This is a genomic window from Nocardia terrae, from assembly GCF_009760405.1.
Lineage (GTDB): Bacteria > Actinomycetota > Actinomycetes > Mycobacteriales > Mycobacteriaceae > Nocardia > Nocardia terrae.
The window spans coordinates 244,942-266,534 of sequence record NZ_WRPP01000009.1 but is presented as its reverse complement, the minus strand read 5'-3'; the positions used below and the strand labels follow the sequence as shown (position 1 = coordinate 266,534).

The window sequence follows — 21,593 nt, the reverse complement described above, 5'->3', positions numbered from 1 at the left end:
GGGGTTTGCTGGACCCCCGGTTGCGGCGACCTCGGCAATGCAGACACTGGTACGGGTCAGCGATGTCGACGACGCTGGTTCACGACCGTCCATCGAGAAAGCGAATTCGTCATGACCGAGACCTCGACCGTTTCCACCACCCGTTTCGACCGCGGCTTCGAGCTGCTGCGAACCGTCGGCGGCCCGGCAGCGGAGAGGTTCGTGGACGGGTTGGCCGACATCGCCCCGGACCTGGCCCGTTTGACCGTCGAGTTCGGTTACGGCGACATCTACTCCCGCCCGGGCCTCACCCTTCCTCAACGCCAGCTGATCAACGTCGGCGCCCTGACCGCGCTGGGCACGGCCGCCCCGCAACTTCGCTTCCACATCGACGGCGCGTTGAATGTCGGTGTCACGCCCGCCGAAATCGTGGAGACCATCATTCACATGAGCGTCTACGCGGGCATTCCCGCCGCGCTCAACGGATTGACCGTCGCCAAGGCCGCATTCGCCGATCGCCCCGACGCGGAAAACCCGATCGTGCTCGCGGAGATGTCCCCTGAGGAGACTCTGGCCCAGCGCTACGACCGCGGCCTCGACGCCCTCAACCGCATCGACGGTGAGGCCGGACATCAGGTCGTGGCGTCCCTGGCCGACATCGCTCCCGATATGGCCCGCTACATCATCGAGTTCGCCTTCGCCGACGTCTACTCCCGCCCGGTCCTGGACCTGGCCACCCGCGAACTGATCACCATCGCGGCCTGCACCGCCATGGGCACCGCCGCGCCCCAACTCCGCGTCCACCTGCACGGTTTCCTCAATGTCGGCGGCACCCGCACCGAAGCGGTCGAAGCCATCACCCAGATGGCCGGATACGCGGGTTTCCCGGCCGCGTTGAACGGAATCGCCGCCGCGCGTGAGGTTTTCGCCGCCCGGGACGCGGAGGCCGATTCCGAGTAGAGAGTCCGGGAACGGTGACCGGGTCGCATACTGGCGAGCATGGTCGTGAAAAGCTACAGCACGAGTGCTCTGAGCCACGATATGCCGACCGAACTCCAGCGACTTCGGCTGCTCGAGGACTATCTCGAGCCCGTGACCGGACCGGTCCTGAAACGGACGGGGATTCAACCGGATTGGCACTGTTTGGATCTCGGGGCGGGCGCGGGCGCGGTTTCCCATCAGCTGGCGAGGTTGTGTCCGGTCGGTCGTGTGGTGGCCGCGGACATCGACACCCGGTTCCTCGAGCGCGGAGCCAATCTCGAGGTGCGCGAATTCGATGCCCGCACCGGCGAATTCGAGGCCGGCGCGTTCGATCTGATCCACACCCGGGCGATGCTGATGCATCTGCCCGAGCGGGTGGAGGTGGTGTCGCGGTGTCTGTCGTGGTTGCGGCCGGGCAGGTGGCTGGTGGCGACGGATCCGTCGGGGTTCACCGCGTCGTCGTCGACGTCTCCGGGGTGGCGGCGGCTGATGGACGCGTTCTGGGCGCTCATGGCCGCGCACGGCGGGGACCCGTTGTGGGGCCGGCAGCGGTTGGCGCGCACGGTCGTCGAGGCCGGATTCGTCGATGTCGGGATGTCGATCCAGACGAATGTGGTGGGCTGCGAGGGTCCGGCGGATCGGTTCTGGCGGGTGTTCTTCGCTCAGGTCGGGCCGCGGATGGTCGAGCTCGGGCTGGTCTCACAGGACGAGCTCGCGGCGGGGGTGGCCCTGCTCGATGAGCCCGGTTTCTTCGACAGCCCCGATGCCTTCGTCACCGTGTGGGGGCGGCGACCCGGAAATGCCGAGGGTGCATGATCGCAGTCGGTGAAACGTGTTGGGCCCGCTGCGCATGCGCAGCGGGCCCAACATCGTCCGAGTGTCAGTGGGTGAAGTCGGAGGCGTTCTTCGCCAGGTCCAGCAGCGGCTGGGGGAAGATGCCCAGGACCAGGGTGGCCGCGGCGGTGACGGCGATGACCGTGCTGGTCAGGGTGGGGTAGACGACGGTGGTCGGGGTGGCCGGGGTGGTCGGAGGGTCGGTGAAGAACATCAGGACGATCACGCGGATGTAGAAGAACGCCGCGATGGCGCTGGAGATGACACCGACGATCACCAGGGTGGCCGCGTCGCCGCCGGTGGCCGCGGCGAACACACCGAATTTGGCGATGAAGCCGCTGGTGAGCGGGATACCGGCGAAGGACAGCAGGAACAGCGAGAAGATGCTCGCCAGCCAGGGCGACCGCCGGCCCATGCCCGCCCAGGCGGACAGCGCCGTCGCCTCGTCACCGTTCTCGTCGCGCACCAGGCTGACCACGGCGAAGGCGCCGATGGTGCCCAGACCGTAGACGGCGAGATAGAACAGCGTCGAGGAGATGCCCGCGGTGGTGGCCGCGACCAGCGCGGTCAGGATGAAACCGGCGTGCGCGACAGAGGAATAGGCGAGCATGCGCTTCATGTCGGTCTGGGTGACGGCCAGGATCGCGCCGACGACCATGGTGGCGATGGCGACGGCCGCGAGCACCGGACGCCAGTCGTTGCGCAGTTCGGGCACCGCGACATACAGCACGCGCAACAGCGCACCGACTGCCGCGATCTTGGTGGCGGCGGCCATGAACGCGGTGATCGGGGTGGGTGCGCCCTGGTAGACGTCGGGGATCCAGGACTGGAACGGCACCGCGCCGATCTTGAAGAGCAGCCCGACCGCCAGCATGGCGACCCCGAGGATGGCCAGGATGTGGGAGTTCCCGGCGTCGCGGGTGACCGCTTCGGCGATGCCTTGCAGCCGTACGGTTCCGGCGTAGCCGTAGAGCAGCGCCATCCCGTAGAGGAAGAAGGCCGAGGAGAACGCGCCGAGCAGGAAGTATTTCAGCGCCGCCTCCTGCGAGAGCAGCCGGCGTCGCCGGGCCAGCCCGCACAGCAGATACAGCGGCAGCGACAGCACTTCCAGCGCCACGAACATGGTCAGCAGATCGTTCGAGGCGGGGAACAGCATGAGCCCGGCCAGCGCGAACAGGGTGAGCGGGAAGACCTCGGTGGTCGCGACTCCGGCTTTGGTGGCCGCGATTTCGTCCGAGCTGCCCGGTGTCGAGGCGGCCTGCGGGGTGAAGGCGTCCACGCCGCCGCGCGAGGCGGTCAGGCTCCAGGTGCCGGGGCCTTCGCGGCGCACCGGCATCCGGTCGGCGCGGCGTTCGGCGATGAACAGCAGCCCGAGGATGCCCATGACCAGGATGGTGCCTTGCAGGAACAGCGAAACCCCGTCGATGGCAACGGCTCCCACCACGGCGGTTTCGCGCACGTCGCGCAGCCCGATCACCGCGCCCAACGCGACGGCCAGCCCGCCCAAACCCAGCACGAGGTGGGTTGCGTACCGCAATCGCCGGGGCGCGAACGCTTCCACGAGCACGCCCGCGACGGCGACACCGAACACGATCAGCATCGGTGACAGGTCCCGGTATTCGATGCTGGGCGCCGGGACTGTCGCCGCGGCGAGCAGCAGAGCTCCACTCATTTGTGGGCACCTCCCGTGGTCGTCTGGGCGGCTTCCGGCTCGACGGCCGGGGCCGGGTTGTGCTGTCCGATGGTGGTGAGGGTGCGGGCGACGGCCGGATCGATGCGGTCCAGCGCCGGTTTGGGGTAGGCGCCCAGGAACAGCAGCGCCACCAGCAGCGGGACCACGACGACCATTTCGCGCGGCAGCAGGTCGTAGAGCCGTTCGTTGCCCTTCTTCACCGGGCCGGTCATCATCCGCTGGTACATCCACAGCACGTAGAGTGCCGCGAGCACCAGCGCCGAGGACGCGAAGATCGCGGCCACCGGGTAGCGGGTGAAAGTGCCGATCAGGACCAGGAATTCGCTGATGAACGGCGCGAGCCCGGGCAGTGAGAGGGTGGCCAGGCCGGAGATGAGGAAGGTGCCCGCCAGGATCGGCGCGACCTTCTGCACTCCGCCGAACTCGGCGATGAGCCGGGATCCGCGGCGCGAGACCAGGAATCCGGCGATGAGGAACAGCGCCGCGGTGGAGATGCCGTGGTTGACCATGTACAGCGTCGCCCCGGTGCCGCCCTGGGTGGTGAGGGCGAAGATGCCGAGGATGATGAACCCGAAGTGCGAGATCGAGGTGTAGGCGATCAGCCGCATCACGTCGGTCTGCCCGATGGCCAGCAGTGCCCCGTAGATGATCCCGATCACCGCGAGCACGCTGATCAACGGCGCGTAGGTCGATGTGGCGGAGGGGAACAGCAGCAGGCAGTAGCGCAGCATGCCGAAGGTTCCGACCTTGTCGACGACGGCCATCATGAGCACCGCGCTGGCCGGTGTGGCCGATACCGCGGCGTCGGGCAGCCAGGTGTGCAGCGGCCACAGCGGGGCTTTGACCGCGAACGCGAACAGGAATCCGAGGAACAGCGCGTTGAGCACGGCCGGTGCCGCGCCGAGGTGGCCGGAGTTGGCGGCCTCCATGACGGTACGGAAGTCGAAGGTGCCGCCGCCGTTGCTGCCCAGCTTGTCACGGGAGGTGATGACGTAGAGCCCGATGACCGCGGCCAGCATGATGAGCCCGCCGAACAGGTTGTACAGCAGGAACTTCACCGCGGCCCGCGAGCGCTGCTGGCGTGCGGCCAGGTCCGCGCCGCGGGGTCCGAAGCCGCCGATGAGGAAGTACATCGGGATGAGCATGACCTCGAAGAACACGTAGAACAGCAGAATGTCCAACGCGGTGAACGAGATCAGCACCATGGACTCCACGACCAGGGTGAGCGCCACGTAGATGTGGGCGACGCGGGGGCCGCTGCCCACCTCGCGCTCGTCCTGCCATCCGGCGATCAGCAGCAGCGGCACCAGTCCCGCGGTCAGCAGCACCAGGACCAGGGCGATGCCGTCCATGCCGAGGGTGTATCCGGCTCCGAAGGCCGGGATCCATTCGCGTTTCTCGACGAACTGGTATTGCGCGCCACCGGTTTCGAACTGGGTGGCCAGCCAGATTCCGATGCCGAGGGTGCCCGCCGACACCAGCAGCGCGAAACTGCGCACCCCGGTGCGCCAGCCCGCCGGGAACAGCAGACACAGTGCCGCACCGACCATGGGCACCGCCCACAGTGTGGTGAGCCAAGGGAATTCGCTCAAAGCAACCTCACCGCCAGCAGGGCGGCGACCACCAGGGCCGCGCCGGTGAACATGGACAGGGCGTAGGAGCGCACGAAACCGGTTTGCACGCGCCGGATTCGGGCCGACAGGCCGCCGATGATCGCGGCGGTGGTGTTGACCAGGCCGTCGATGCCGCGGTTGTCGACGAAGACCAGCGATCGGGTCAGGTGCTGGCCGGGCCGCATGAACGCGGCTTCGTTGGCGGCGTCGCCGTAGAGGTCACGGCGTGCGGCTTCCACGAGCGGTGTGGCGGCCGGGGCGGTTTCGGGGATCGGGCTGGACGCGTACTGGTCGTAGGCGACCCAGATGCCGGCCGCGACCACCGCGAGGGCGAAGAAGGTGATCGCCCAGGCCGGGATGAACGGCTCGCCGTGGTGGGAGCCGACGACCGGGGCCAGCCAGTTGGTGAGCGCGGACCCGTAGGCGAACAGCATGCCGGAGAACACCGATCCGAACGCCAGCAGGATCATCGGCCCGGTCATGGAGGCGGGCGCCTCGTGCGGGTGGGTGCCTTCGTTCCAGCGGCGTTCGCCGAAGAAGGTGAAGATCATGACCCGGGTCATGTAGAAGGCGGTGATGCCCGCGCCGCACAGGGCCGCGATGCCGGTGATGATGCCGCCGAACCCGCCGTGGGTGAAGGCCGCCTCGATGATGCGGTCCTTGGACCAGAAGCCCGCGAACGGCGGAACACCCAGGATGGCAAGGTATCCGAGCCCGAAGGTGGCGTAGGTGATGGGCAGCAGCTTGCGCAGCCCGCCGTAGCGGCGCATGTCGGTTTCGTCGTTCATGGCGTGCATGACCGAGCCCGCGCCCAGGAACAGTCCGGCCTTGAAGAAGCCGTGGGTCAGCAGGTGCATGATGGCCGCGGCGTAGCCGACGGGGCCGAGCCCGGCCGCGAGGATCATGTAGCCGATCTGGCTCATGGTCGAGGCGGCGAGGGCCTTTTTGATGTCGTCCTTGGCGCAGCCGATGATCGCACCGAACAGCAAGGTGACCGCACCGACGGCCATGACGGCGGCCTGTGCGCCGGGGGCGAGGTCGAAGATCGGGTTGGAGCGGGCGATCAGGTAGACACCGGCGGTGACCATGGTGGCGGCGTGGATGAGCGCCGACACCGGGGTCGGGCCTTCCATCGCGTCCCCGAGCCAGGACTGCAGCGGCACCTGCGCGGATTTACCGCAGGCCCCCAGCAGCAGCAGAAGCCCGATGGCGGTGAGGGTCGCGGTGCTCGCGTGCCCGGCGGCGCCGAACACGGTGCCGTAGTCGACGGACCCGAAGGTCGCGAACATGACCATGAGCGCGATGGCCAATCCCATGTCGCCGACCCGGTTGACCACGAACGCCTTCTTGGCCGCGGTGGCCGCGGAGGGCTTCTCGTACCAGAACCCGATCAGCAGGTAGGACGCCAAACCGACGCCTTCCCAGCCCAGGTACAGCACCAGGTAGTTCCCGGCGAGCACGAGGGCGAGCATGGCGGCCAGGAACAGGTTGAGGTAGGCGAAGAATCGCCGCCGTCCCGGATCGTGGGCCATGTAGCCGATGGAGTAGAGGTGGATCAGCGACCCGACACCGGTGATCAGCAGCGCGAAGCACATCGACAGCTGATCGAGTTGCAGCGCGAAGTCCACCTTCAGCCCGGCGACCGGCACCCATTCGAACAGGCTGTAGTGCACGGCCCGTTGCGCGTTGGAACGGTCGAGCATGTCACTGAAGGCCCATGCCGCGACCCCGAAGGAGGCCAGCGCCATGAGGGTTCCGACCATGTGTCCCCACCTGTCGCCGGCCTTGCCCAGCAGCAGCAGGAACACGGCGCCGGCGAGCGGGAGCGCCGGCAGCAGCCACAGCATCATCTGTGCGGTATCCATGTCAGTACCGCAGCAGGTTGGCGTCGTCGACCGAGGTCGAGCGGCGGGCGCGGAAGATGCTCATGATGATGGCCAGCCCGACCACGACCTCGGCGGCGGCCACGACCATGGTGAAGAACGCGAACACCTGCCCGTCGAGGTTGCCGTGCACGCGGGCGAAGGTGACGAAGGCCAGGTTGACGGCGTTGAGCATGAGCTCGATGCACATGAACACCACGATGGCGTTGCGCCGCACCAAGACTCCGGCCGCGCCGATCGTGAACAGCAGGGCCGAGAGATACAGATAGTTGTCCGGGTTCACCGCAAACCTTCCTCGTGGGAGTCGTCGCTGTCCGTGCCGCTCTCGCCGTTCTCGCTGGTGCCGTTGCCGACGGTCAGCACCACGGCTTCGGTGTGGGCGCGGTTGCGGCGGTGGCGCAGGATGGTGGAGACCGACAGCTCCTCGAAGGAGCCGTCGGGCAGCCGTGCGGGTGCGTCGACGGCGTTGTGGCGGGCGTACACGCCCGGCGTCGGCAGCGGCGTGACCCGGCTGCCGTTGCGGAAGCGTTCCTTCGACAGCGTGCGCTGATCGGTGGGCGGCCCGAACTTTTCGCGGTGGGCGAGCACCATCGCGCCGATGGTGGCGGTGATGAGCAGCGAGCCGGTCAGCTCGAAGGCCCACACGTAGCGCACGAAGATCAGCTCGGCCAGCGCGTTGACCGTGTACTGCCCGCCGAGACCGGGCCCGGTCTCGGCGACGCTGGTGCCGGTGACCCCGCGTGCGATGCCGCCGATGAGCAGCATGCCGAAGCCGATGCCCACCACGATGACCGCCAGCCGCTGCCCGCGCAGGGTCTCCTTGAGCGATTCGGCGGAGTCGACGCCGACGAGCATGATCACGAACAGGAACAGCATCATGACCGCGCCGGTGTAGACGACGATCTGCACGATGCCCAGAAACAGTGCGCTCTGGGCGATGTAGAACGCCGACAGCGTGATCATGGTGGCGGCCAGGCACAGGGCCGAGTGCACGGCCTTGCGCGCGCAGACCATGCCGAGCGCGCCGAGGACCGCGACCACGGCGAGGATCCAGAACTGGACGGCCTCGCCGGTGGAGGTGTGGGTGACGATCTGCTGGGCGGGTTGTGCCATGTCGCTCATCGCGATCGTGTCGATCACTGCTGCACCCCTTCCGCTGCGGCGAGTTCGCTTGCCGCACCGGGGACTTCACCGCGGTAGTAGGAGCCTTCGTCCGCGCCGGGGTACATGGCGTGCGGCGCGGGCACCATGCCCGGCTGCATCGGTGCGAGCAGGTCCTGCTTCTCGTAGATGAGGTCGGCGCGGTTGTCGTCGGCGAGCTCGTATTCGTTGGTCATGGTCAGCGCCCGGGTCGGGCAGGCCTCGATGCACAGGCCGCAGCCGATGCAGCGCAGGTAGTTGATCTGGTAGACGCGCCCGTATCGCTCTCCGGGGGAGAAGCGTTCGTCCTCGGTGTTGTCGGCGCCTTCGACGTAGATGGCGTCGGCCGGGCAGGCCCACGCGCACAGTTCGCAGCCGATGCACTTCTCGAGGCCGTCGGGGTGCCGGTTGAGCTGGTGGCGGCCGTGGTAGCGCGGCGCGGTCGGGGTCTTCACCTCCGGATACAGCTCGGTGTTGGGTTTCTTGAACATGGTGGAGGCGGTGACGACGAACCCGCCGAGTGGTTCGAGCAGACCGGGTTTGGCCGGGGCCGCCATCGGTTCGGCGGGCATCGGCGGCACCGGGAACTCGGAGTAGGCGCGGGTGGAGTCGGGGTCCGGTGAGGCATGGGAGCGGTCGTCACCGGCGTGCCCGGCGCGCAGTACCAGCCCGATCAGCACGGCGGCGACCACGAGCCCGCCGATCACCATGCCCGCGGTCTGGATGTGGGTTCCGTTGTCCTGCAGCACCTTCAGGGTGGCCACGAACATCACCCACGCCAGCGACACCGGGATGAGCAGCTTCCAGCCCAGGTTCATGAACTGGTCGTAGCGCAGGCGCGGCAGGGTGCCGCGCAGCCAGATGAACACGAACAGGAACGTCCACACCTTGGCGGTGAACCACAGCATGGGCCACCAGCCCGAGTTCGCGCCCGCCCACAGGCTGATCGGGAACGGTGCGTGCCAGCCGCCGAAGAACAGGGTGCTGGCCAGCGCGGACACCGTCGCCATGTTGATGTACTCGGCCATCATGAACATGGCGAACTTGAGCGAGGAGTATTCGGTGTGGAAGCCGCCGACCAGCTCGCCCTCGGCCTCGGGCAGGTCGAAGGGTGCGCGGTTGGTCTCACCGACCATCGACACCGCGTAGATCAGGAACGACGGGAGCAGCAGGAACACATACCAGGTTCCGTACTGCGCCTTGACGATTCCGGAGGTGGCCATGGTGCCCGAGAGCAGGAACACCGCCGCGAAGCACAGCGCCATGGCGATCTCATAGGAGATGACCTGCGCGGTGGAGCGCAGTCCGCCCAGCAGCGGGTAGGTGGAACCGGATGCCCAGCCCGCCAGCACGATGCCGTACACGCCGACCGAGGCCATGGCCAGGATGTAGAGCACCCCGACCGGCATATCGGTCAGCTGCAGCGGTGTGCGGTGCCCGAACATGGTGACCTCGGGCCCGAACGGGATGACCGCGAACGCCATCACGGCCGGGATGAGCGAAATGACCGGGGCGAGAATGAAGATGGGCTTGTCCACGATGGCGGGGATGATGTCCTCTTTGAGGAGCATCTTCACCCCGTCGGCGATGGACTGCAGGCTGCCGCGCGGCCCGACCCGGTTGGGTCCGACGCGCATCTGCATGAACGCCACGATCTTTCGTTCCGCGTACACCGCGATCATCGGGGTGAGCAGCAGGAACACGAAGATGCCGAGGGATTTCACCAGTACCAGCCACCACGGGTCGTGGCCGAACATGCTCAGGGGGTTCGCGTCAGCCCCGGAGGCGGCAGCGTGCGTCACCACGGAGGGGCCCGCGAACCCCCTCATCGGATAGAGCTCACTCACGGTGGTCCTCCCGTCGGATACGCACGAGGTGGCCGGGTGTGGTGCCCAGTTGCACCAGCACGTCGGAGCCGGGGGAATTCATGGGCAGCCACACCACGCGGTCGGGCATCTCGGTGACGACCAGGGGCAGGGTGATGTGGCCGTGGTCGTTGCTCACTGTCACCGGATCCCCGGTGGTGACACCGATTTCGGCGGCGGTGTGGGCCGAGAGCCGCAGCACGGGGGTGCGGGCGGTGCCGGCGAGGTTGGGTTCGCCGTCCTGCAGGCGGCCGCGGTCGATGAGCATGCGCCACGACGAGAGCACCGCGGTGCCCGGGTTGGGCTGGGCCAGCGGTTGCGGACGCAGGTCGGGGGTGGGGGCGGGCGGGCCGTCCCACACGCCGAGGTCGGCCAGTTCGGCGCGGGCGCTGGCCGCGTCGGGCAGGCCCAGGCGGATGCCCATGTCCGCGGCGATGGCGTCGAGGACCCGGTATTCGGCCATCGGCGCGGCCTCGCGGCGCACGGTGGAATCGCGCAGGGCGGCGTCGAATTGGCGGTGCCGTCCTTCCCAGGTGAGGAAGGTGCCGGTCTTCTCCATGGCCGAGGCGACGGGGAACACGACATCGGCGCGGTCGCTGATATCGCTGCGGCGCAGCTCCATCGACACCACGAAGCTGGCCGCGTCGATGGCCCGCAGCGCGGCGTGCGGGTCGGGCATGTCCCCGACTTCGACGCCGCCGATGAGCAGCGCGCCCAGCGTGGGTGCGGCGGCGAGGATGGCGGAGGTGTCGCGGCCCGGGGTCGTCGGCAGGTCGTCACAACCCCACGCTTCCCGAACCTGTTGGCGGGCACCGGAATCGGTGACGGGTCGCCCTCCCGGGAGGAGAACCGGGAGAGCGCCCGCCTCCAGCGCGCCGCGCTCGCCGGCGCGACGCGGAATCCAGGCCAGGGCGGCTCCGGTCTCGTCGGCCAGGCGGGCCGCGGCGGAGACACCGCCTGCAATGCCGCCGAGGCGTTCACCGACCAGGATGATCGCGCCCGGTTCCCGCAGCAGCGATCCGACCTCGCCCAGGCGGGTGTATCCGGCGGTGGTCTCGTCGGTTTCGCCGGTGCGGATGGATTCGAGCACGTGGGGTTCGGCGCCGGGCGCGGTCAGCAGCAGGGTGCCCGACATGCGCTGCAGGCCCCGGGTGACATAGGGGGCCAGCGAGTAGATCGGGGTGCCGTTCTTGCGGGCGGCTTTGCGCAGCCGCAGGTACACGATCGGTGATTCCTCTTCGGCCTCGAAGCCGACGAGCAGCACGAACGGGGCGCGTTCGAGGGCCGCGTAGTCGACGGTGACGCCCTGTCCGGCGATGCGGGCGGCCAGGAATTCGGCTTCCTCACCGGAGTGTTCGCGCGCCCGGAAGTCGATGTCGTTGGTGCTCAACGCGACTCGCGCGAACTTCGAGTAGGCGTAGGCGTCCTCGAGGGTGACGCGCCCGCCGAGCAGCACTCCGGCGTTGCCGCGGGCGGAGGCCAGTCCGCGGGCGGCGGCGTTGATGGCCTCCGACCAGGACGCGGGTTGCAGGCTGCCGTCCCAGCTGCGGACCAGCGGTGTGGTGAGCCGGTCGCGTTCGGTGAGGTAGGCGAACGCGAATCGGCCCTTGTCGCAGTTCCATTCCTCGTTGACCTGCGGGTCGTCACCGGCGAGGCGGCGCATGACCTTGCCGCGGCGGTGGTCGGTGCGCTGTGCGCAGCCCGAGGCGCAGTGTTCGCACACCGCCGGGCTCGACACCAGGTCGAAGGGCCGCGCCCGGAAGCGGTAGGTGCTGCCGGTGAGCGCGCCGACCGGGCAGATCTGCACGGTGTTGCCGGAGAAGTAGGAGTCCATCGGCTCCCCGGCCGCGATCCCGACCTGTTGCAGCGCACCGCGATCCATCAGTTCGATGAACGGGTCACCGGCGACCTGCTGGGAGAAGCGGGTGCAGCGTGCGCACAGCACGCAGCGTTCCCGGTCCAGCAGCAGCGCCGAGGACAGCGGAATCGGTTTGGGGTAGGTGCGTTTCTCGCCGTCGAAGCGGGATTCGGCGCGCCCGTTGGACATGGCCTGGTTCTGCAGCGGGCATTCCCCGCCCTTGTCGCATACCGGGCAGTCCAGGGGGTGGTTGATGAGCAGCAGCTCCATCACCCCTTCCTGGGCTTTGGCCGCGACCGGGGAGGAGAGCTGGGTGTGGATCACCATGCCCTCGGCCACGGTCTGGGTGCAGGAGGCGACGGGTTTGCGCTGGCCTTCGATGTCGACCAGGCATTGGCGGCAGGCGCCGACCGGGTCGAGCAGCGGATGGTCGCAGAAGCGCGGGATCTGGGTGCCGATGAGTTCGGCGGCGCGGATCACCAGGGTGCCCGCGGGCACGGACACCGTGGTGCCGTCGATGGTCACGGTCACCATGTCGGTGGGAGTCACCCCGCCACCGGTTGTGGAGCTCACTGTCGAGGTCATCGTGCTCCTTGGGCGGCCCACGCTGTTGACCGGGCCGGGTCGAACGGGCAGGCGCCGAGGCGGATGTGCTCGGCGTACTCGTCGCGGAAGTACTTCAGGGAGGAGAAGATCGGGCTGGCCGCGCCGTCACCGAGGGCGCAGAAGGATTTGCCGTTGATGTTGTCGGCGATATCGGCCAGCTTGTCCAGGTCGGTCTCGTGCCCGTGGCCGTGCTCGAGCCGCTCGAGCAGCTGGACCAGCCAGTAGGTGCCCTCGCGGCAGGGAGTGCACTTGCCGCAGGATTCGTGGGCGTAGAACTCGGTCCAGCGCAGCACCGCCCGCACGACACAGGTGGTGTCGTCGAAGATCTGCAATGCCTTGGTGCCGAGCATGGACCCCGCCGCGGACACGCCCTCGTAGTCGAGGGCGACGTCGAGGTGCTCGTCGGTGAAGATCGGGGTGGACGAGCCGCCCGGGGTCCAGAACTTCAGGGTGTGGCCTTTGCGGATGCCGCCCGCGTATTTCAGCAACTCCCGCAGTGTGATTCCGAGGGGCGCTTCATACTGTCCCGGTCGCGTCACGTGACCTGAAAGCGAGTACAGGGTGAAGCCCGGCGATTTCTCGGTGCCGAAGGACCGGAACCAGTCCACGCCATTGGCGATGATGGACGGCACGGACGCAATGGATTCCACGTTGTTGACCACGGTGGGGCTGGCGTAGAGGCCCGCCACGGCCGGGAACGGGGGGCGCAGTCGCGGCTGGCCGCGCCGGCCCTCGAGCGAATCCAGCAGCGCGGTCTCCTCCCCGCAGATGTAGGCGCCCGCACCGGCGTGCACCACGACCTCCAGGTCGAAGCCGGAGCCCTGGATATTGCTGCCGAGATAGCCTGCGGCATAAGCCTGCTGGACCGCGGCCTGCAACCGGCGCAGCACCGTCACGACTTCGCCCCGCACATAAATGAACGCGTGCGAGGCGCGGATGGCGTAGGCGGCGATGATGACGCCCTCGATCAGGGTGTGCGGGGTCGCCAGCATGAGCGGAATGTCCTTGCAGGTACCCGGTTCCGACTCATCGGCATTGACCACCAGGTAGTGCGGCTTGGTCGGTGCGCCTTCGGGACCCGGGCCCTGCGGGATGAAGCCCCACTTCATGCCGGTCGGGAACCCCGCACCGCCCCGGCCGCGCAGACCGGAATCCTTGACCGTGGCGATGACCTCGTCCGGCTGCATCTTCAACGCCTTGGACAGCGCCCGGTAGCCGCCCTGGCGGCGGTAGGCCGCCAGCGTCCAGCCGTCGGGATCCGCCCAGTGCTTGGAGAGGACGGGAGTCAGAGCGGTCGTCACTGAGCGCCTCCGTCGGTCGAGTTCTCTTCGGCCACATACAGACCGGCCAGTGTGGCCGGTCCGGCCACGCCATCGGTGGCTCCGGGCCGCTGATCCTCGTACCCGGCGAGGATGCGGGCGGTCTCGCGGAAGGTGCACAGCGGAATACCGCTGCGCGATCCGGTCACCGGCTCGCCGCGTCGCAGCGAATTCACCAGCTCCTTGGCCGATTCGGGGGTCTGGTTATCGAAGAACTCCCAGTTGACCATCACCACCGGCGCGTAGTCGCAGGCGGCGTTGCACTCGATGTGCTCGAGGGTGACCGCGCCGTCAGCGGTGGTCTCCCCGTGCCCGATGCCCAGGTGCTGCTTGAGTTCCGCGAGGATCTGATCCCCGCCCATCACCGCGCACAGTGTGTTCGTGCAGACACCGACGTGATAGTCGCCGGTCGGGGTGCGCCGGTACATCGAGTAGAAGGTGGCCACCGCGGTGACCTCGGCGTCGGTCAATCCCAGCTGCTCGGCACAGAATTCGATGCCGGTGCCCGAGACGTAGCCCTCCACCGATTGCACCAGATGCAAAAGGGGAAGCAGTGCCGAGCGCGAGACCGGATAGCGTTCGATGATCTCCTGGGCTTCGAGCTGCAGCCGGTCACGCACCTTCTCCGGGTAGGGAATCGGCCGCACGGTCAGGTTGAGCAGGATCTCGGTCATCGGTCGACACCACCCATCACCGGGTCGATGGAGGCGACCGAGGCGATGACGTCGGCGACCAGGCCGCCCTCGCACATGGCCGCCACCGCTTGCAGATTCGTGAAGGAGGGGTCGCGGTAGTGGACCCGGTAGGGGCGGGTGCCGCCGTCGGAGACCATGTGCACGCCCAGCTCGCCGCGCGGGGATTCGACCGCCACGTACACCTGCCCGGCCGGGACGCGCAGGCCCTCGGTCACCAGTTTGAAGTGGTGGATGAGCGCCTCCATGGAGGTGCCCATGATCTTGCCGATGTGCTTCGGCGAGTTGCCGAGCCCATCGGGCCCCAGCTGCAGGTCTGCAGGCCACGCAATCTTCTTGTCTTCCACCATCACCGCCCCCGGACGCAACTTGTCGAGGCACTGCTCGACGATCTTCACCGACTCCTTCATCTCATTGACGCGGATGAGGTAGCGGCCGTAACAGTCGCAGCCGGTGTCGACCTGCACGTCGAACTCGTAGTTCTCGTAACCGCAGTAGGGCTGGGACTTGCGCAGGTCGTGCGGCAGGCCGGTGGAACGCAGCACCGGGCCGGTGATTCCCAAGGCCATGCACCCTGTCAGGTCCAGATACCCGACGTTTCGGGTGCGGGCTTTCCAGATGGGGTTCTCGTTGAGCAGCAACTCCATGTCGCGCAGCCGCTTGGGCAGCAGGTCCAGAAGTTCGCGCACCTTGGTCACGCCGTCGTCGGGCAGATCCTGGGCCAGGCCGCCGGGGCGGATGTAGGCGTGGTTCATGCGCAGACCGGTGATGGTCTCGAACACGTCCAGGATCAGTTCGCGTTCGCGGAAGCCGAACAGCATCGGGGTGAGCGCACCCAGTTCCATGCCGCCGGTGGCCAGTGCGACCAGATGCGAGGAGATGCGGTTGAGTTCCATGAGCAGGACGCGGATGACGCTGGCGCGCTCGGGAATATCGTCGGTGATGTCGAGCAGCTTCTCCACCGCCAGGCAGTAGGCCGTCTCGTTGAAGAACGGCGAGAGGTAGTCCATGCGGGTGACGAAGGTGGTGCCCTGGGTCCAGTTGCGGTATTCGAGGTTCTTCTCGATGCCGGTGTGCAGATATCCGATGCCGCAGCGGGCTTCGGTGACGGTCTCGCCCTCGATCTCGAGAATGAGCCGCAGCACCCCGTGGGTGGAGGGGTGCTGCGGGCCCATGTTCACGACGATGCGTTCCTCGGCGACCCCGTCGAGGGCATTGCGGATCTCGTCCCAGTCGTTGCCGACCACGGTGACCGAGCGTTCGGGCCGTTCCTCGGTGGCGGGCCGGGACGTGGTGTCGATGTCGTTCATCAGGAGTACGACCTCCGCTCATCGGGCGGCGGGATGCGCGCGCCCTTGTATTCGACCGGGATTCCGCCGAGCGGATAGTCCTTGCGCTGGGGGTGGCCACGCCAGTCGTCGGGCATGGCGATGCGGGTCAGCGAGGGGTGACCGTCGAACAGGATGCCGAAGAAGTCGTAGGTTTCGCGCTCGTGCCAGTCGTTGGTCGGATACACCGAGTACAGCGACGGAATGTGCGGATCCCCGTCCGGTGCCGAGACTTCCAGGCGCACCCGCCGGTTGTGGGTGATGGAGTTCAGGTGATACAGCGCGTGCAGTTCGCGTCCGGTGTCCTCGGGGTAGTGCGCCCCGCTGACGCCCAGGCACAGTTCGAAGCGCAGCGCCTCGTTGTCGCGCAACGTCTTCGCTACCAGCACCAGGTGCTCGCGGCGCACGTGCAGGGTGAGTTCGCCGCGGAAGACGACGATCTTCTCGATCGCCTCCTCGAACGTCTTGGCCAGCGCCAGGCGCAGATTGGCGATGATCTCGTCGAAGGCGGGCCCGTAGGGCGGCGGGGTGCTGCCGGGCATGTTGATGGTGCGCACCAGCCGGCCGTAGCCGGAGGTGTCGCCGGTGCCTTTGACTCCGAACATGCCCTGGCGCACGCCGATCACTTCCTCGGCGGGCGCGCTGGGTTCGGCGGATTCGGTTGTCGGCGGGGTGTTCTCGTCAGGTTCCACGGCATCCTCCGGGGGACTCTCCGTGCCTGCAGGTGCGTCGAAGCTCATCGCAGCAGCCCCTTCAGCTGAATGGTCGGGGTGCTGGCGAGCGCGGCGCGCTCGGCCTCGCGAATCGCTTCCTCGCGATTGACGCCCAGCGGCATCTGCTGAATCTTCTCGTGCAGCTTCAGGATCGCGTTCAACAGCATCTCCGGCCGCGGGGGGCAGCCGGGCAGGTAGATGTCGACCGGCACGATGTGGTCGACGCCCTGCACGATGGCGTAGTTGTTGAACATGCCGCCCGAGGATGCGCAGACACCCATGGCCAGCACCCATTTCGGTTCGGTCATCTGGTCGTAGACCTGGCGCAGCACCGGGGCCATCTTCTGGCTCACCCGGCCCGCCACGATCATCAGATCGGCCTGGCGCGGGGAGGCGCGGAACGCCTCCATGCCGAAGCGGGCGATATCGAATCGCCCGCCGCCGGTGGCCATCATCTCGATCGCGCAGCACGCCAGGCCGAACGTCGCCGGCCACAGCGAACTCTTGCGCAGATAGCCGGCCAAATCTTCCACCGTGCTCAGCAGGAACCCGCTGGGCAGTTTCTCCTCGAGACCCATGTCGGACTACATCTCCCGGATCGGGACGCCCCGGCGAGTGCGGGGTGTCTTGTGTGAATTGGCTTGCGCGCCAATCAGTCCCAGCTGAGCCCGCCACGCCGCCATTCGTAGGCGTAGGCGACCGAGACGTTGAAGATGAACAACGCCATCGCCGCCAGCCCGAACACTCCGAGCGCATCGAAGTGCACGGCCCACGGGTAGAGGAACACGATCTCGATGTCGAAGATGATGAACAGCATGGCGGTCAGGTAGTACTTCACCGGGAAGCGTTGGCCCGCAGCATTTCCCGGTCCACCCGCGACGGCGTGGGGGGTGGGTTCGATGCCACACTCATAGGCTTCGAGCTTGGCCCGGTTGTAGCGCTTGGGGCCGATGAGGGCCGCAAGGAAGATCGAGAACACCCCGAACGCGGCGGCGACCGCGCCAAGTACAAGGGTCGGCACTTCTATATTCACAACAGAACTACCCCTCCTGCGAGCTGGACAACGCACTACGGATGGCAGCGGCGAGCGAGGCGGCGGCGTCATTGATACCGTGGCCCGCACTCGTGTGAGCTACGGCACAGATTACAACCCGGACCAGAAGATACATGACGATTCGCGGCTGCGTTTGATCGCATTCGGAAAGGTCTTTTATGACCGAATCGACGCAATCGCGAATGTCACGTGACGTGGATATGCCCTGATCACAGGGCACACGAAGAGCGGCCGAAGATCAGGCCGTGAAGCAGGTCGCCGATCAGGCGGCGGAGCTATTGCCGAGCACACCCAGCACGGCGTCGGTGAGCCGGATGGGATCGATGGGGTGCGAGACCGCGGCCTCGGCGCGCGACCAGTTGGCCAGCCAGGCATCGTCGGGGCGGCCGGTCACCACGACTATCGGTGGGCAGTCGGCGATTTCGTCCTTGAGCTGCTTGGCCAGGCCGAGGCCGCCCTCGGGGGCCGATTCGCCGTCGAGGATCAGCAGATCCAGGCCGCCGGAGTCCATGTGCTCGAGCACGACCGGTCCGGTCGCGACCTCGAGGTATTCGAGGGGCGGCAGGTCCGGGTGCGGTTTTCTGCCCAGCGCCAGCATGATCTGGCTCCGGGTATCGGCGTCATTGCTGTAGACGAGGACCCGCACCGCGGCGGGGCGTTTCGCATCGGCGGCCACGTTCGGCATGCTACGTGCCCGGTGGGCGAGCGCGGGGCAGCTTCGCTCGAAACTGGCGCGCGCGTCGCGGAATCGCCTGTCGGGCAATAAGTCGTTGGCAGGTGGTCGGTAGGCCGTGACAGGTACCATCCGGCCAATGAGGGGAGACATCACGCAACACCTCATCGAAACCGACGTGTGGACCGATGAATTGGTGGGGCGGGCGGGGATTCCGGTCATCGATGTGCCGCTGGTGACGGTGGGCAGCGGGCTGGGCTCCTTCGCGGTGTTCGACGCGTTGCGGATCTACGGGGTGCCCGCCGCGGCGATGGCGGTGCTGGGGCCGCAGCCGGTGCCGTGGGCGTCGTATGAGTATCTGACCCGGGTGTCGCAGATTCCGCGGGAGGTGCGGCTGCGCAGCGACTCGAGCGGGACACCGGACAATCTGTGGGGGTTTCCGTCGTACGCACTGCGCGAGGCGATAGCGGACAAATCACTGAAACCGTTGTGGAATGTGTTGGTGGAACCGGTGTTCGCCGACTACTACACCCCGAGGGCGGGTCAGGTGTTCGCGGCGTTGGAGCGCGAATTCCATCGGGTCGAGTTCGCGCGCTCGTTGCACACCGGGCAAGTACGCATGGTGCGCAAACGCTACGGGGGCGGCTACTTCACCGTCCTCACCCCGCCCGAGGGACGCTCGCCGACCAAGCGAATCGCGTTCCGCAGCAGCTATGTTCACCTCGCCGTCGGCTATCCGGGGCTGCGGCTGCTGCCGGATCTGCAGCAGTACCGGGAGCGCTATCGCGATCCGACGCGGGTGGTCAACGCCTACGAGCCGCACGAGCACGTGTACGAGGCGCTGCAGCGGCGCCCGGGCACGGTCATGGTGCGCGGCAGCGGGATCGTCGCCAGCCGGGTGCTGCAACGGTTGATCGACGACCGGGACCGGCTGCGGCTCGATACCCAGATCCTGCATCTGTTCCGCACCTATGTGTCCGGACCGCACGGGCCTAAAGCGCTGGCCCGGCGCGCGGGCGGTGACGGCTGGGCGTATCAGGCGTTCAACTTCCCCAAGGGCAGTTTCGGCGGACAGATCAAGCAACGCTTGCGCACCCTCGAGGGGCGCGAGCGGGCCGAGGCGCTGCAGGCCATGGGCGGCACCACGACTCCCCGACGCGCCCACTGGCAGGAGCAGCTGGCGCGCGGGCGGGCCCAGGGCTGGTATCAGGTCATGGTGGGGTCGGCGCGCAATCTGCGGCCGGATCGGTCGCGGCCCGGCGTGGTGACGACGGTGCTGCCCGAATCGGATACGGCGGCGTTCGGGGCGGCGCATCATCCGATCGACACCCATGCCGACTACATCATCGACTGCACGGGGTTGGAGGCCGATATCCGCGAGCATCGCCTGCTGGCCGATCTGCTCGATCATGGCGGGGCGCGGCGCAATCCGCTCGGGCGCCTGGATGTGGACCGCAGCTTCGAGCTGCTGGGCACCCGCAACGGCGGGGGCCGCGTGTACGCCTCGGGCAGTGCGACGCTGGGCGGGTACTTCGCGGCGGTGGACTCGTTTCTGGGGTTGCAGTACGCGGCGTTGGAGATCGCCGATGATCTGGCCGGGCTCGGTTTCTGCCCGCGGCTGACCTGGTGGCGGTCGCTGCGGCAGTGGTGGTTGTGGGTCAACGACCGCAAGATCGCGGCATGACCCCGACGCTGCACGGGCGCATCCAGACTCGGGTGCTGGTGCTCGGGGTGATCGGGTTGCTGGTCGCGGTCGTGGTGACGCCGCTGCTGCCGATGCGGGGATTGTCGGTGGGGCAGGGCTATCGGGTGACCCTGACCGTGCTGATCGCGGTGATACTGGTCGGTGTGGGGTGGGAGTTGTTGTATCACGGGCTGCAGCAGTTCCGATGGGACAAGGACTGGCCGACCCTGTTCGGTCTGGTGACCATTGTGAACGAGGGCCTGCTCATGTGGGTGCTGGTGCGCTACACGACGATCGTGCTGCCGCGCGGGCTGCGACCGCCCGCGCTCGCCTTCGCCGTCGACTTCACACTGACCTGGCTTTCGGTGTGGCTGTTCGTCAACGGTCCGATCCGGGTGCTGCTGCCGCGCTGGCGCTACAACGGGGGCCGGGTGATATGAGCGGCCGGGTGGAGGTCGTGCCGGGACGGCATCTGGTGGCCAGCACCGACGGCGTGGTCGTGGTTGTCGCGCACCGGGATTCGACGGCGCTGAGCGTCGACTCCGAGGCGGTGGTGGTGCTCGAGCAGCTGCTGGCCATGGTGGCCGATGCGGCCTCGCGCGAGACCCGGCGCACCGGGCGCGCCTTCGCGCGGATGGTCAGCACCTGGCTGATGAGCCGCGAGGACGAGGAGCGGGTGGAATTCGGGGTGCTCACCCCGGGCACGCGCGGGTTGTCGGTGTTGCTGCACGGCGGGGTGACCGCGGTGCTCGAGGGCGCGGACCGGCGCGAGGTGTTGCGCGGGCGCGACGCGGGATTCACCGTCGACCGGGTGGTCAGTCCCGCACCGGATCGGGCGGCGGCGGTCTTCGTCGACGAGGACCGGACCCGTGAGGTGCTGCCGGCGCCGGGGGTGTGGTCGCTGCGCGACGGGCGCATGCCCGGGTCGGGCGCGGTGGTGTGGCTGGGCGAGCAGGACCCGACACCGATCCGGCGCAGCATTCCCGATCTGCGCACACCGCCGCGGCGCAACGGGCGAGCCGATGCCGGCGGTGCGCGCACACCCGCACCGACTGCCACTCCCGGCTCCGGGGCGCGGGTGCTGGGATACAAGTGCGCGCGTGGACATCTCAACGATCCGCGGGTGTCGTTCTGCGCGGTGTGCGGGATCCGGATGGAACAGCTGACCCTCGTGCTCACCGAGGGGGTGCGCCCGCCGCTGGGGGTGCTGCTGCTCGATGACGGCAGCTCCTATGTCCTCGACACCGATCTGGTGATCGGGCGGGAACCGGAGCGCTCCGAGCAGGTGCGCCGCGGCGCGCAGGCGATCCGGATTCCCGACGCCTCGGGCGGCATGTCCCGGGTGCACGCGGAGATCCGGCTCGTGGAATGGGATGTGCAGGTGATGGATCGGGGTTCGGCCAACGGCACCCACGTCCGGTTGCCGGGCCGCAGCGACTGGGTGCGCGCCACCCCCGGGCACGCGACGATCCTCGAACCCGGCAGCCAGCTACTGCTGGGCGGCCGGGTCTTCACCTTCGACTCCCAGCACGGCCGTTAGCGTCGGAGAGGTTGTATCGCGAGCCACCGGGACGAGAATCGCGATACAACCTCAACCCCTCGATCGATCCCGGGACCCACATCCCGCGACCGACGCAGAATCTAGCCGCCGCAGACCGACCTTTCGGTGCTGCGACTA

Annotated in this window: 19 protein-coding genes; 5 read left to right on the top strand and 14 right to left on the bottom strand. The window is 67.9% G+C overall.

From position 1 onward, the window contains the following. Positions 1–111: 111 nt before the first annotated feature. Both GPX89_RS35650 and GPX89_RS35645 read left to right on the top strand, forming a co-directional pair. The gene (locus GPX89_RS35650) at positions 112–939 is read left to right on the top strand and encodes a carboxymuconolactone decarboxylase family protein (protein WP_157392118.1); all 828 of its coding nucleotides are present in this window, start codon (positions 112–114) and stop codon (positions 937–939) included. 39 nt (positions 940–978) lie between these two features. After that, positions 979–1,776 carry a class I SAM-dependent methyltransferase gene (locus tag GPX89_RS35645; RefSeq protein ID WP_157392117.1) on the top strand — a complete coding sequence of 266 codons (798 nt, stop codon included), beginning with the start codon at positions 979–981 and terminating at the stop codon, positions 1,774–1,776. A gap of 64 nt (positions 1,777–1,840) precedes the next feature. Here the strand turns inward: GPX89_RS35645 and nuoN are convergent, their stop codons facing one another. The 14 genes from nuoN to GPX89_RS35575 all read right to left on the bottom strand — a co-directional run bounded on the left by nuoN (position 1,841) and on the right by GPX89_RS35575 (position 18,243). Then, the gene (nuoN, locus tag GPX89_RS35640) at positions 1,841–3,466 is read right to left on the bottom strand and encodes an NADH-quinone oxidoreductase subunit NuoN (RefSeq protein ID WP_157392116.1); all 1,626 of its coding nucleotides are present in this window, start codon (positions 3,464–3,466) and stop codon (positions 1,841–1,843) included. Further along, entirely contained in the window at positions 3,463–5,079 is a 1,617-nt protein-coding gene (locus GPX89_RS35635; RefSeq protein WP_157392115.1) for an NADH-quinone oxidoreductase subunit M, read from the bottom strand. The genes nuoN and GPX89_RS35635 overlap by 4 nt, the downstream gene beginning before the upstream one ends. Then, positions 5,076–6,947: an NADH-quinone oxidoreductase subunit L gene (gene nuoL, locus GPX89_RS35630; protein ID WP_198347756.1), complete on the bottom strand. Its 1,872-nt coding sequence runs from the start codon at positions 6,945–6,947 to the stop codon at positions 5,076–5,078. The genes GPX89_RS35635 and nuoL overlap by 4 nt, the downstream gene beginning before the upstream one ends. 19 nt (positions 6,948–6,966) lie before the next feature. Then, entirely contained in the window at positions 6,967–7,266 is a 300-nt protein-coding gene (nuoK, locus tag GPX89_RS35625; RefSeq protein ID WP_040808323.1) for an NADH-quinone oxidoreductase subunit NuoK, read from the bottom strand. After that, on the bottom strand, positions 7,263–8,105 hold the full coding sequence (locus GPX89_RS35620; RefSeq protein ID WP_157392173.1) for an NADH-quinone oxidoreductase subunit J: 843 nt from the start codon (positions 8,103–8,105) through the stop codon (positions 7,263–7,265). Before GPX89_RS35620 ends, nuoK begins: the two co-directional genes overlap by 4 nt. A gap of 14 nt (positions 8,106–8,119) precedes the next feature. Then, entirely contained in the window at positions 8,120–9,880 is a 1,761-nt protein-coding gene (gene nuoH, locus GPX89_RS35615; RefSeq protein WP_407939530.1) for an NADH-quinone oxidoreductase subunit NuoH, read from the bottom strand. 82 nt (positions 9,881–9,962) lie between these two features. Then, on the bottom strand, positions 9,963–12,431 hold the full coding sequence (locus GPX89_RS35610; protein WP_157392113.1) for an NADH-quinone oxidoreductase subunit G: 2,469 nt from the start codon (positions 12,429–12,431) through the stop codon (positions 9,963–9,965). Continuing rightward, positions 12,428–13,753, bottom strand: a complete 1,326-nt coding sequence (nuoF, locus tag GPX89_RS35605) for an NADH-quinone oxidoreductase subunit NuoF (protein ID WP_328602676.1) — start codon at positions 13,751–13,753, stop codon at positions 12,428–12,430. The genes GPX89_RS35610 and nuoF overlap by 4 nt, the downstream gene beginning before the upstream one ends. Then, positions 13,750–14,445, bottom strand: a complete 696-nt coding sequence (gene nuoE / locus GPX89_RS35600; protein ID WP_198347748.1) for an NADH-quinone oxidoreductase subunit NuoE — start codon at positions 14,443–14,445, stop codon at positions 13,750–13,752. Before nuoE ends, nuoF begins: the two co-directional genes overlap by 4 nt. Beyond that, positions 14,442–15,773, bottom strand: a complete 1,332-nt coding sequence (gene nuoD / locus GPX89_RS35595) for an NADH dehydrogenase (quinone) subunit D (protein WP_157392112.1) — start codon at positions 15,771–15,773, stop codon at positions 14,442–14,444. Before nuoD ends, nuoE begins: the two co-directional genes overlap by 4 nt. Continuing rightward, the gene (locus GPX89_RS35590) at positions 15,773–16,531 is read right to left on the bottom strand and encodes an NADH-quinone oxidoreductase subunit C (RefSeq protein WP_157392111.1); all 759 of its coding nucleotides are present in this window, start codon (positions 16,529–16,531) and stop codon (positions 15,773–15,775) included. Before GPX89_RS35590 ends, nuoD begins: the two co-directional genes overlap by 1 nt. Continuing rightward, complete coding sequence (locus GPX89_RS35585; RefSeq protein ID WP_157392110.1) at positions 16,528–17,082, bottom strand: NuoB/complex I 20 kDa subunit family protein; 555 nt, start codon at positions 17,080–17,082, stop codon at positions 16,528–16,530. The genes GPX89_RS35590 and GPX89_RS35585 overlap by 4 nt, the downstream gene beginning before the upstream one ends. 74 nt (positions 17,083–17,156) lie before the next feature. After that, on the bottom strand, positions 17,157–17,537 hold the full coding sequence (locus GPX89_RS35580; protein ID WP_033090134.1) for an NADH-quinone oxidoreductase subunit A: 381 nt from the start codon (positions 17,535–17,537) through the stop codon (positions 17,157–17,159). A 283-nt stretch (positions 17,538–17,820) separates the two neighbouring features. Then, positions 17,821–18,243 carry an Rv3143 family two-component system response regulator gene (locus GPX89_RS35575; RefSeq protein WP_157392109.1) on the bottom strand — a complete coding sequence of 141 codons (423 nt, stop codon included), beginning with the start codon at positions 18,241–18,243 and terminating at the stop codon, positions 17,821–17,823. Between the two features lie 127 nt (positions 18,244–18,370). Between GPX89_RS35575 and GPX89_RS35570 the strand changes: the two genes are divergently transcribed. The 3 genes from GPX89_RS35570 to GPX89_RS35560 are packed head-to-tail and all read left to right on the top strand — an operon-like array spanning position 18,371 to position 21,455. Then, positions 18,371–19,915 carry a hypothetical protein gene (locus GPX89_RS35570; RefSeq protein WP_157392108.1) on the top strand — a complete coding sequence of 515 codons (1,545 nt, stop codon included), beginning with the start codon at positions 18,371–18,373 and terminating at the stop codon, positions 19,913–19,915. After that, complete coding sequence (locus GPX89_RS35565; RefSeq protein ID WP_157392107.1) at positions 19,912–20,355, top strand: hypothetical protein; 444 nt, start codon at positions 19,912–19,914, stop codon at positions 20,353–20,355. Before GPX89_RS35570 ends, GPX89_RS35565 begins: the two co-directional genes overlap by 4 nt. Then, on the top strand, positions 20,352–21,455 hold the full coding sequence (locus GPX89_RS35560) for an FHA domain-containing protein (protein WP_157392106.1): 1,104 nt from the start codon (positions 20,352–20,354) through the stop codon (positions 21,453–21,455). The genes GPX89_RS35565 and GPX89_RS35560 overlap by 4 nt, the downstream gene beginning before the upstream one ends. The last annotated feature ends 138 nt before the right edge of the window (positions 21,456–21,593 follow it).

What these genes read in the sequence shown, in the direction of transcription:
- GPX89_RS35650 (WP_157392118.1), top strand. Translation starts at nt 112, where the DNA reads ATGACCGAGACCTCGACCGTTTCCACCACCCGTTTCGACCGCGGCTTC.
- GPX89_RS35645 (WP_157392117.1), top strand. Translation starts at nt 979, where the DNA reads ATGGTCGTGAAAAGCTACAGCACGAGTGCTCTGAGCCACGATATGCCG.
- nuoN (WP_157392116.1), bottom strand. Translation starts at nt 3,466, where the DNA reads ATGAGTGGAGCTCTGCTGCTCGCCGCGGCGACAGTCCCGGCGCCCAGC.
- nuoL (WP_198347756.1), bottom strand. Translation starts at nt 6,947, where the DNA reads ATGCTGTGGCTGCTGCCGGCGCTCCCGCTCGCCGGCGCCGTGTTCCTG.
- GPX89_RS35620 (WP_157392173.1), bottom strand. Translation starts at nt 8,105, where the DNA reads ATGAGCGACATGGCACAACCCGCCCAGCAGATCGTCACCCACACCTCC.
- nuoH (WP_407939530.1), bottom strand. Translation starts at nt 9,880, where the DNA reads ATGTTCGGCCACGACCCGTGGTGGCTGGTACTGGTGAAATCCCTCGGC.
- GPX89_RS35610 (WP_157392113.1), bottom strand. Translation starts at nt 12,431, where the DNA reads ATGACCTCGACAGTGAGCTCCACAACCGGTGGCGGGGTGACTCCCACC.
- nuoE (WP_198347748.1), bottom strand. Translation starts at nt 14,445, where the DNA reads ATGACCGAGATCCTGCTCAACCTGACCGTGCGGCCGATTCCCTACCCG.
- nuoD (WP_157392112.1), bottom strand. Translation starts at nt 15,773, where the DNA reads ATGAACGACATCGACACCACGTCCCGGCCCGCCACCGAGGAACGGCCC.
- GPX89_RS35590 (WP_157392111.1), bottom strand. Translation starts at nt 16,531, where the DNA reads ATGAGCTTCGACGCACCTGCAGGCACGGAGAGTCCCCCGGAGGATGCC.
- GPX89_RS35585 (WP_157392110.1), bottom strand. Translation starts at nt 17,082, where the DNA reads ATGGGTCTCGAGGAGAAACTGCCCAGCGGGTTCCTGCTGAGCACGGTG.
- GPX89_RS35575 (WP_157392109.1), bottom strand. Translation starts at nt 18,243, where the DNA reads ATGCCGAACGTGGCCGCCGATGCGAAACGCCCCGCCGCGGTGCGGGTC.
- GPX89_RS35570 (WP_157392108.1), top strand. Translation starts at nt 18,371, where the DNA reads ATGAGGGGAGACATCACGCAACACCTCATCGAAACCGACGTGTGGACC.
- GPX89_RS35565 (WP_157392107.1), top strand. Translation starts at nt 19,912, where the DNA reads ATGACCCCGACGCTGCACGGGCGCATCCAGACTCGGGTGCTGGTGCTC.
- GPX89_RS35560 (WP_157392106.1), top strand. Translation starts at nt 20,352, where the DNA reads ATGAGCGGCCGGGTGGAGGTCGTGCCGGGACGGCATCTGGTGGCCAGC.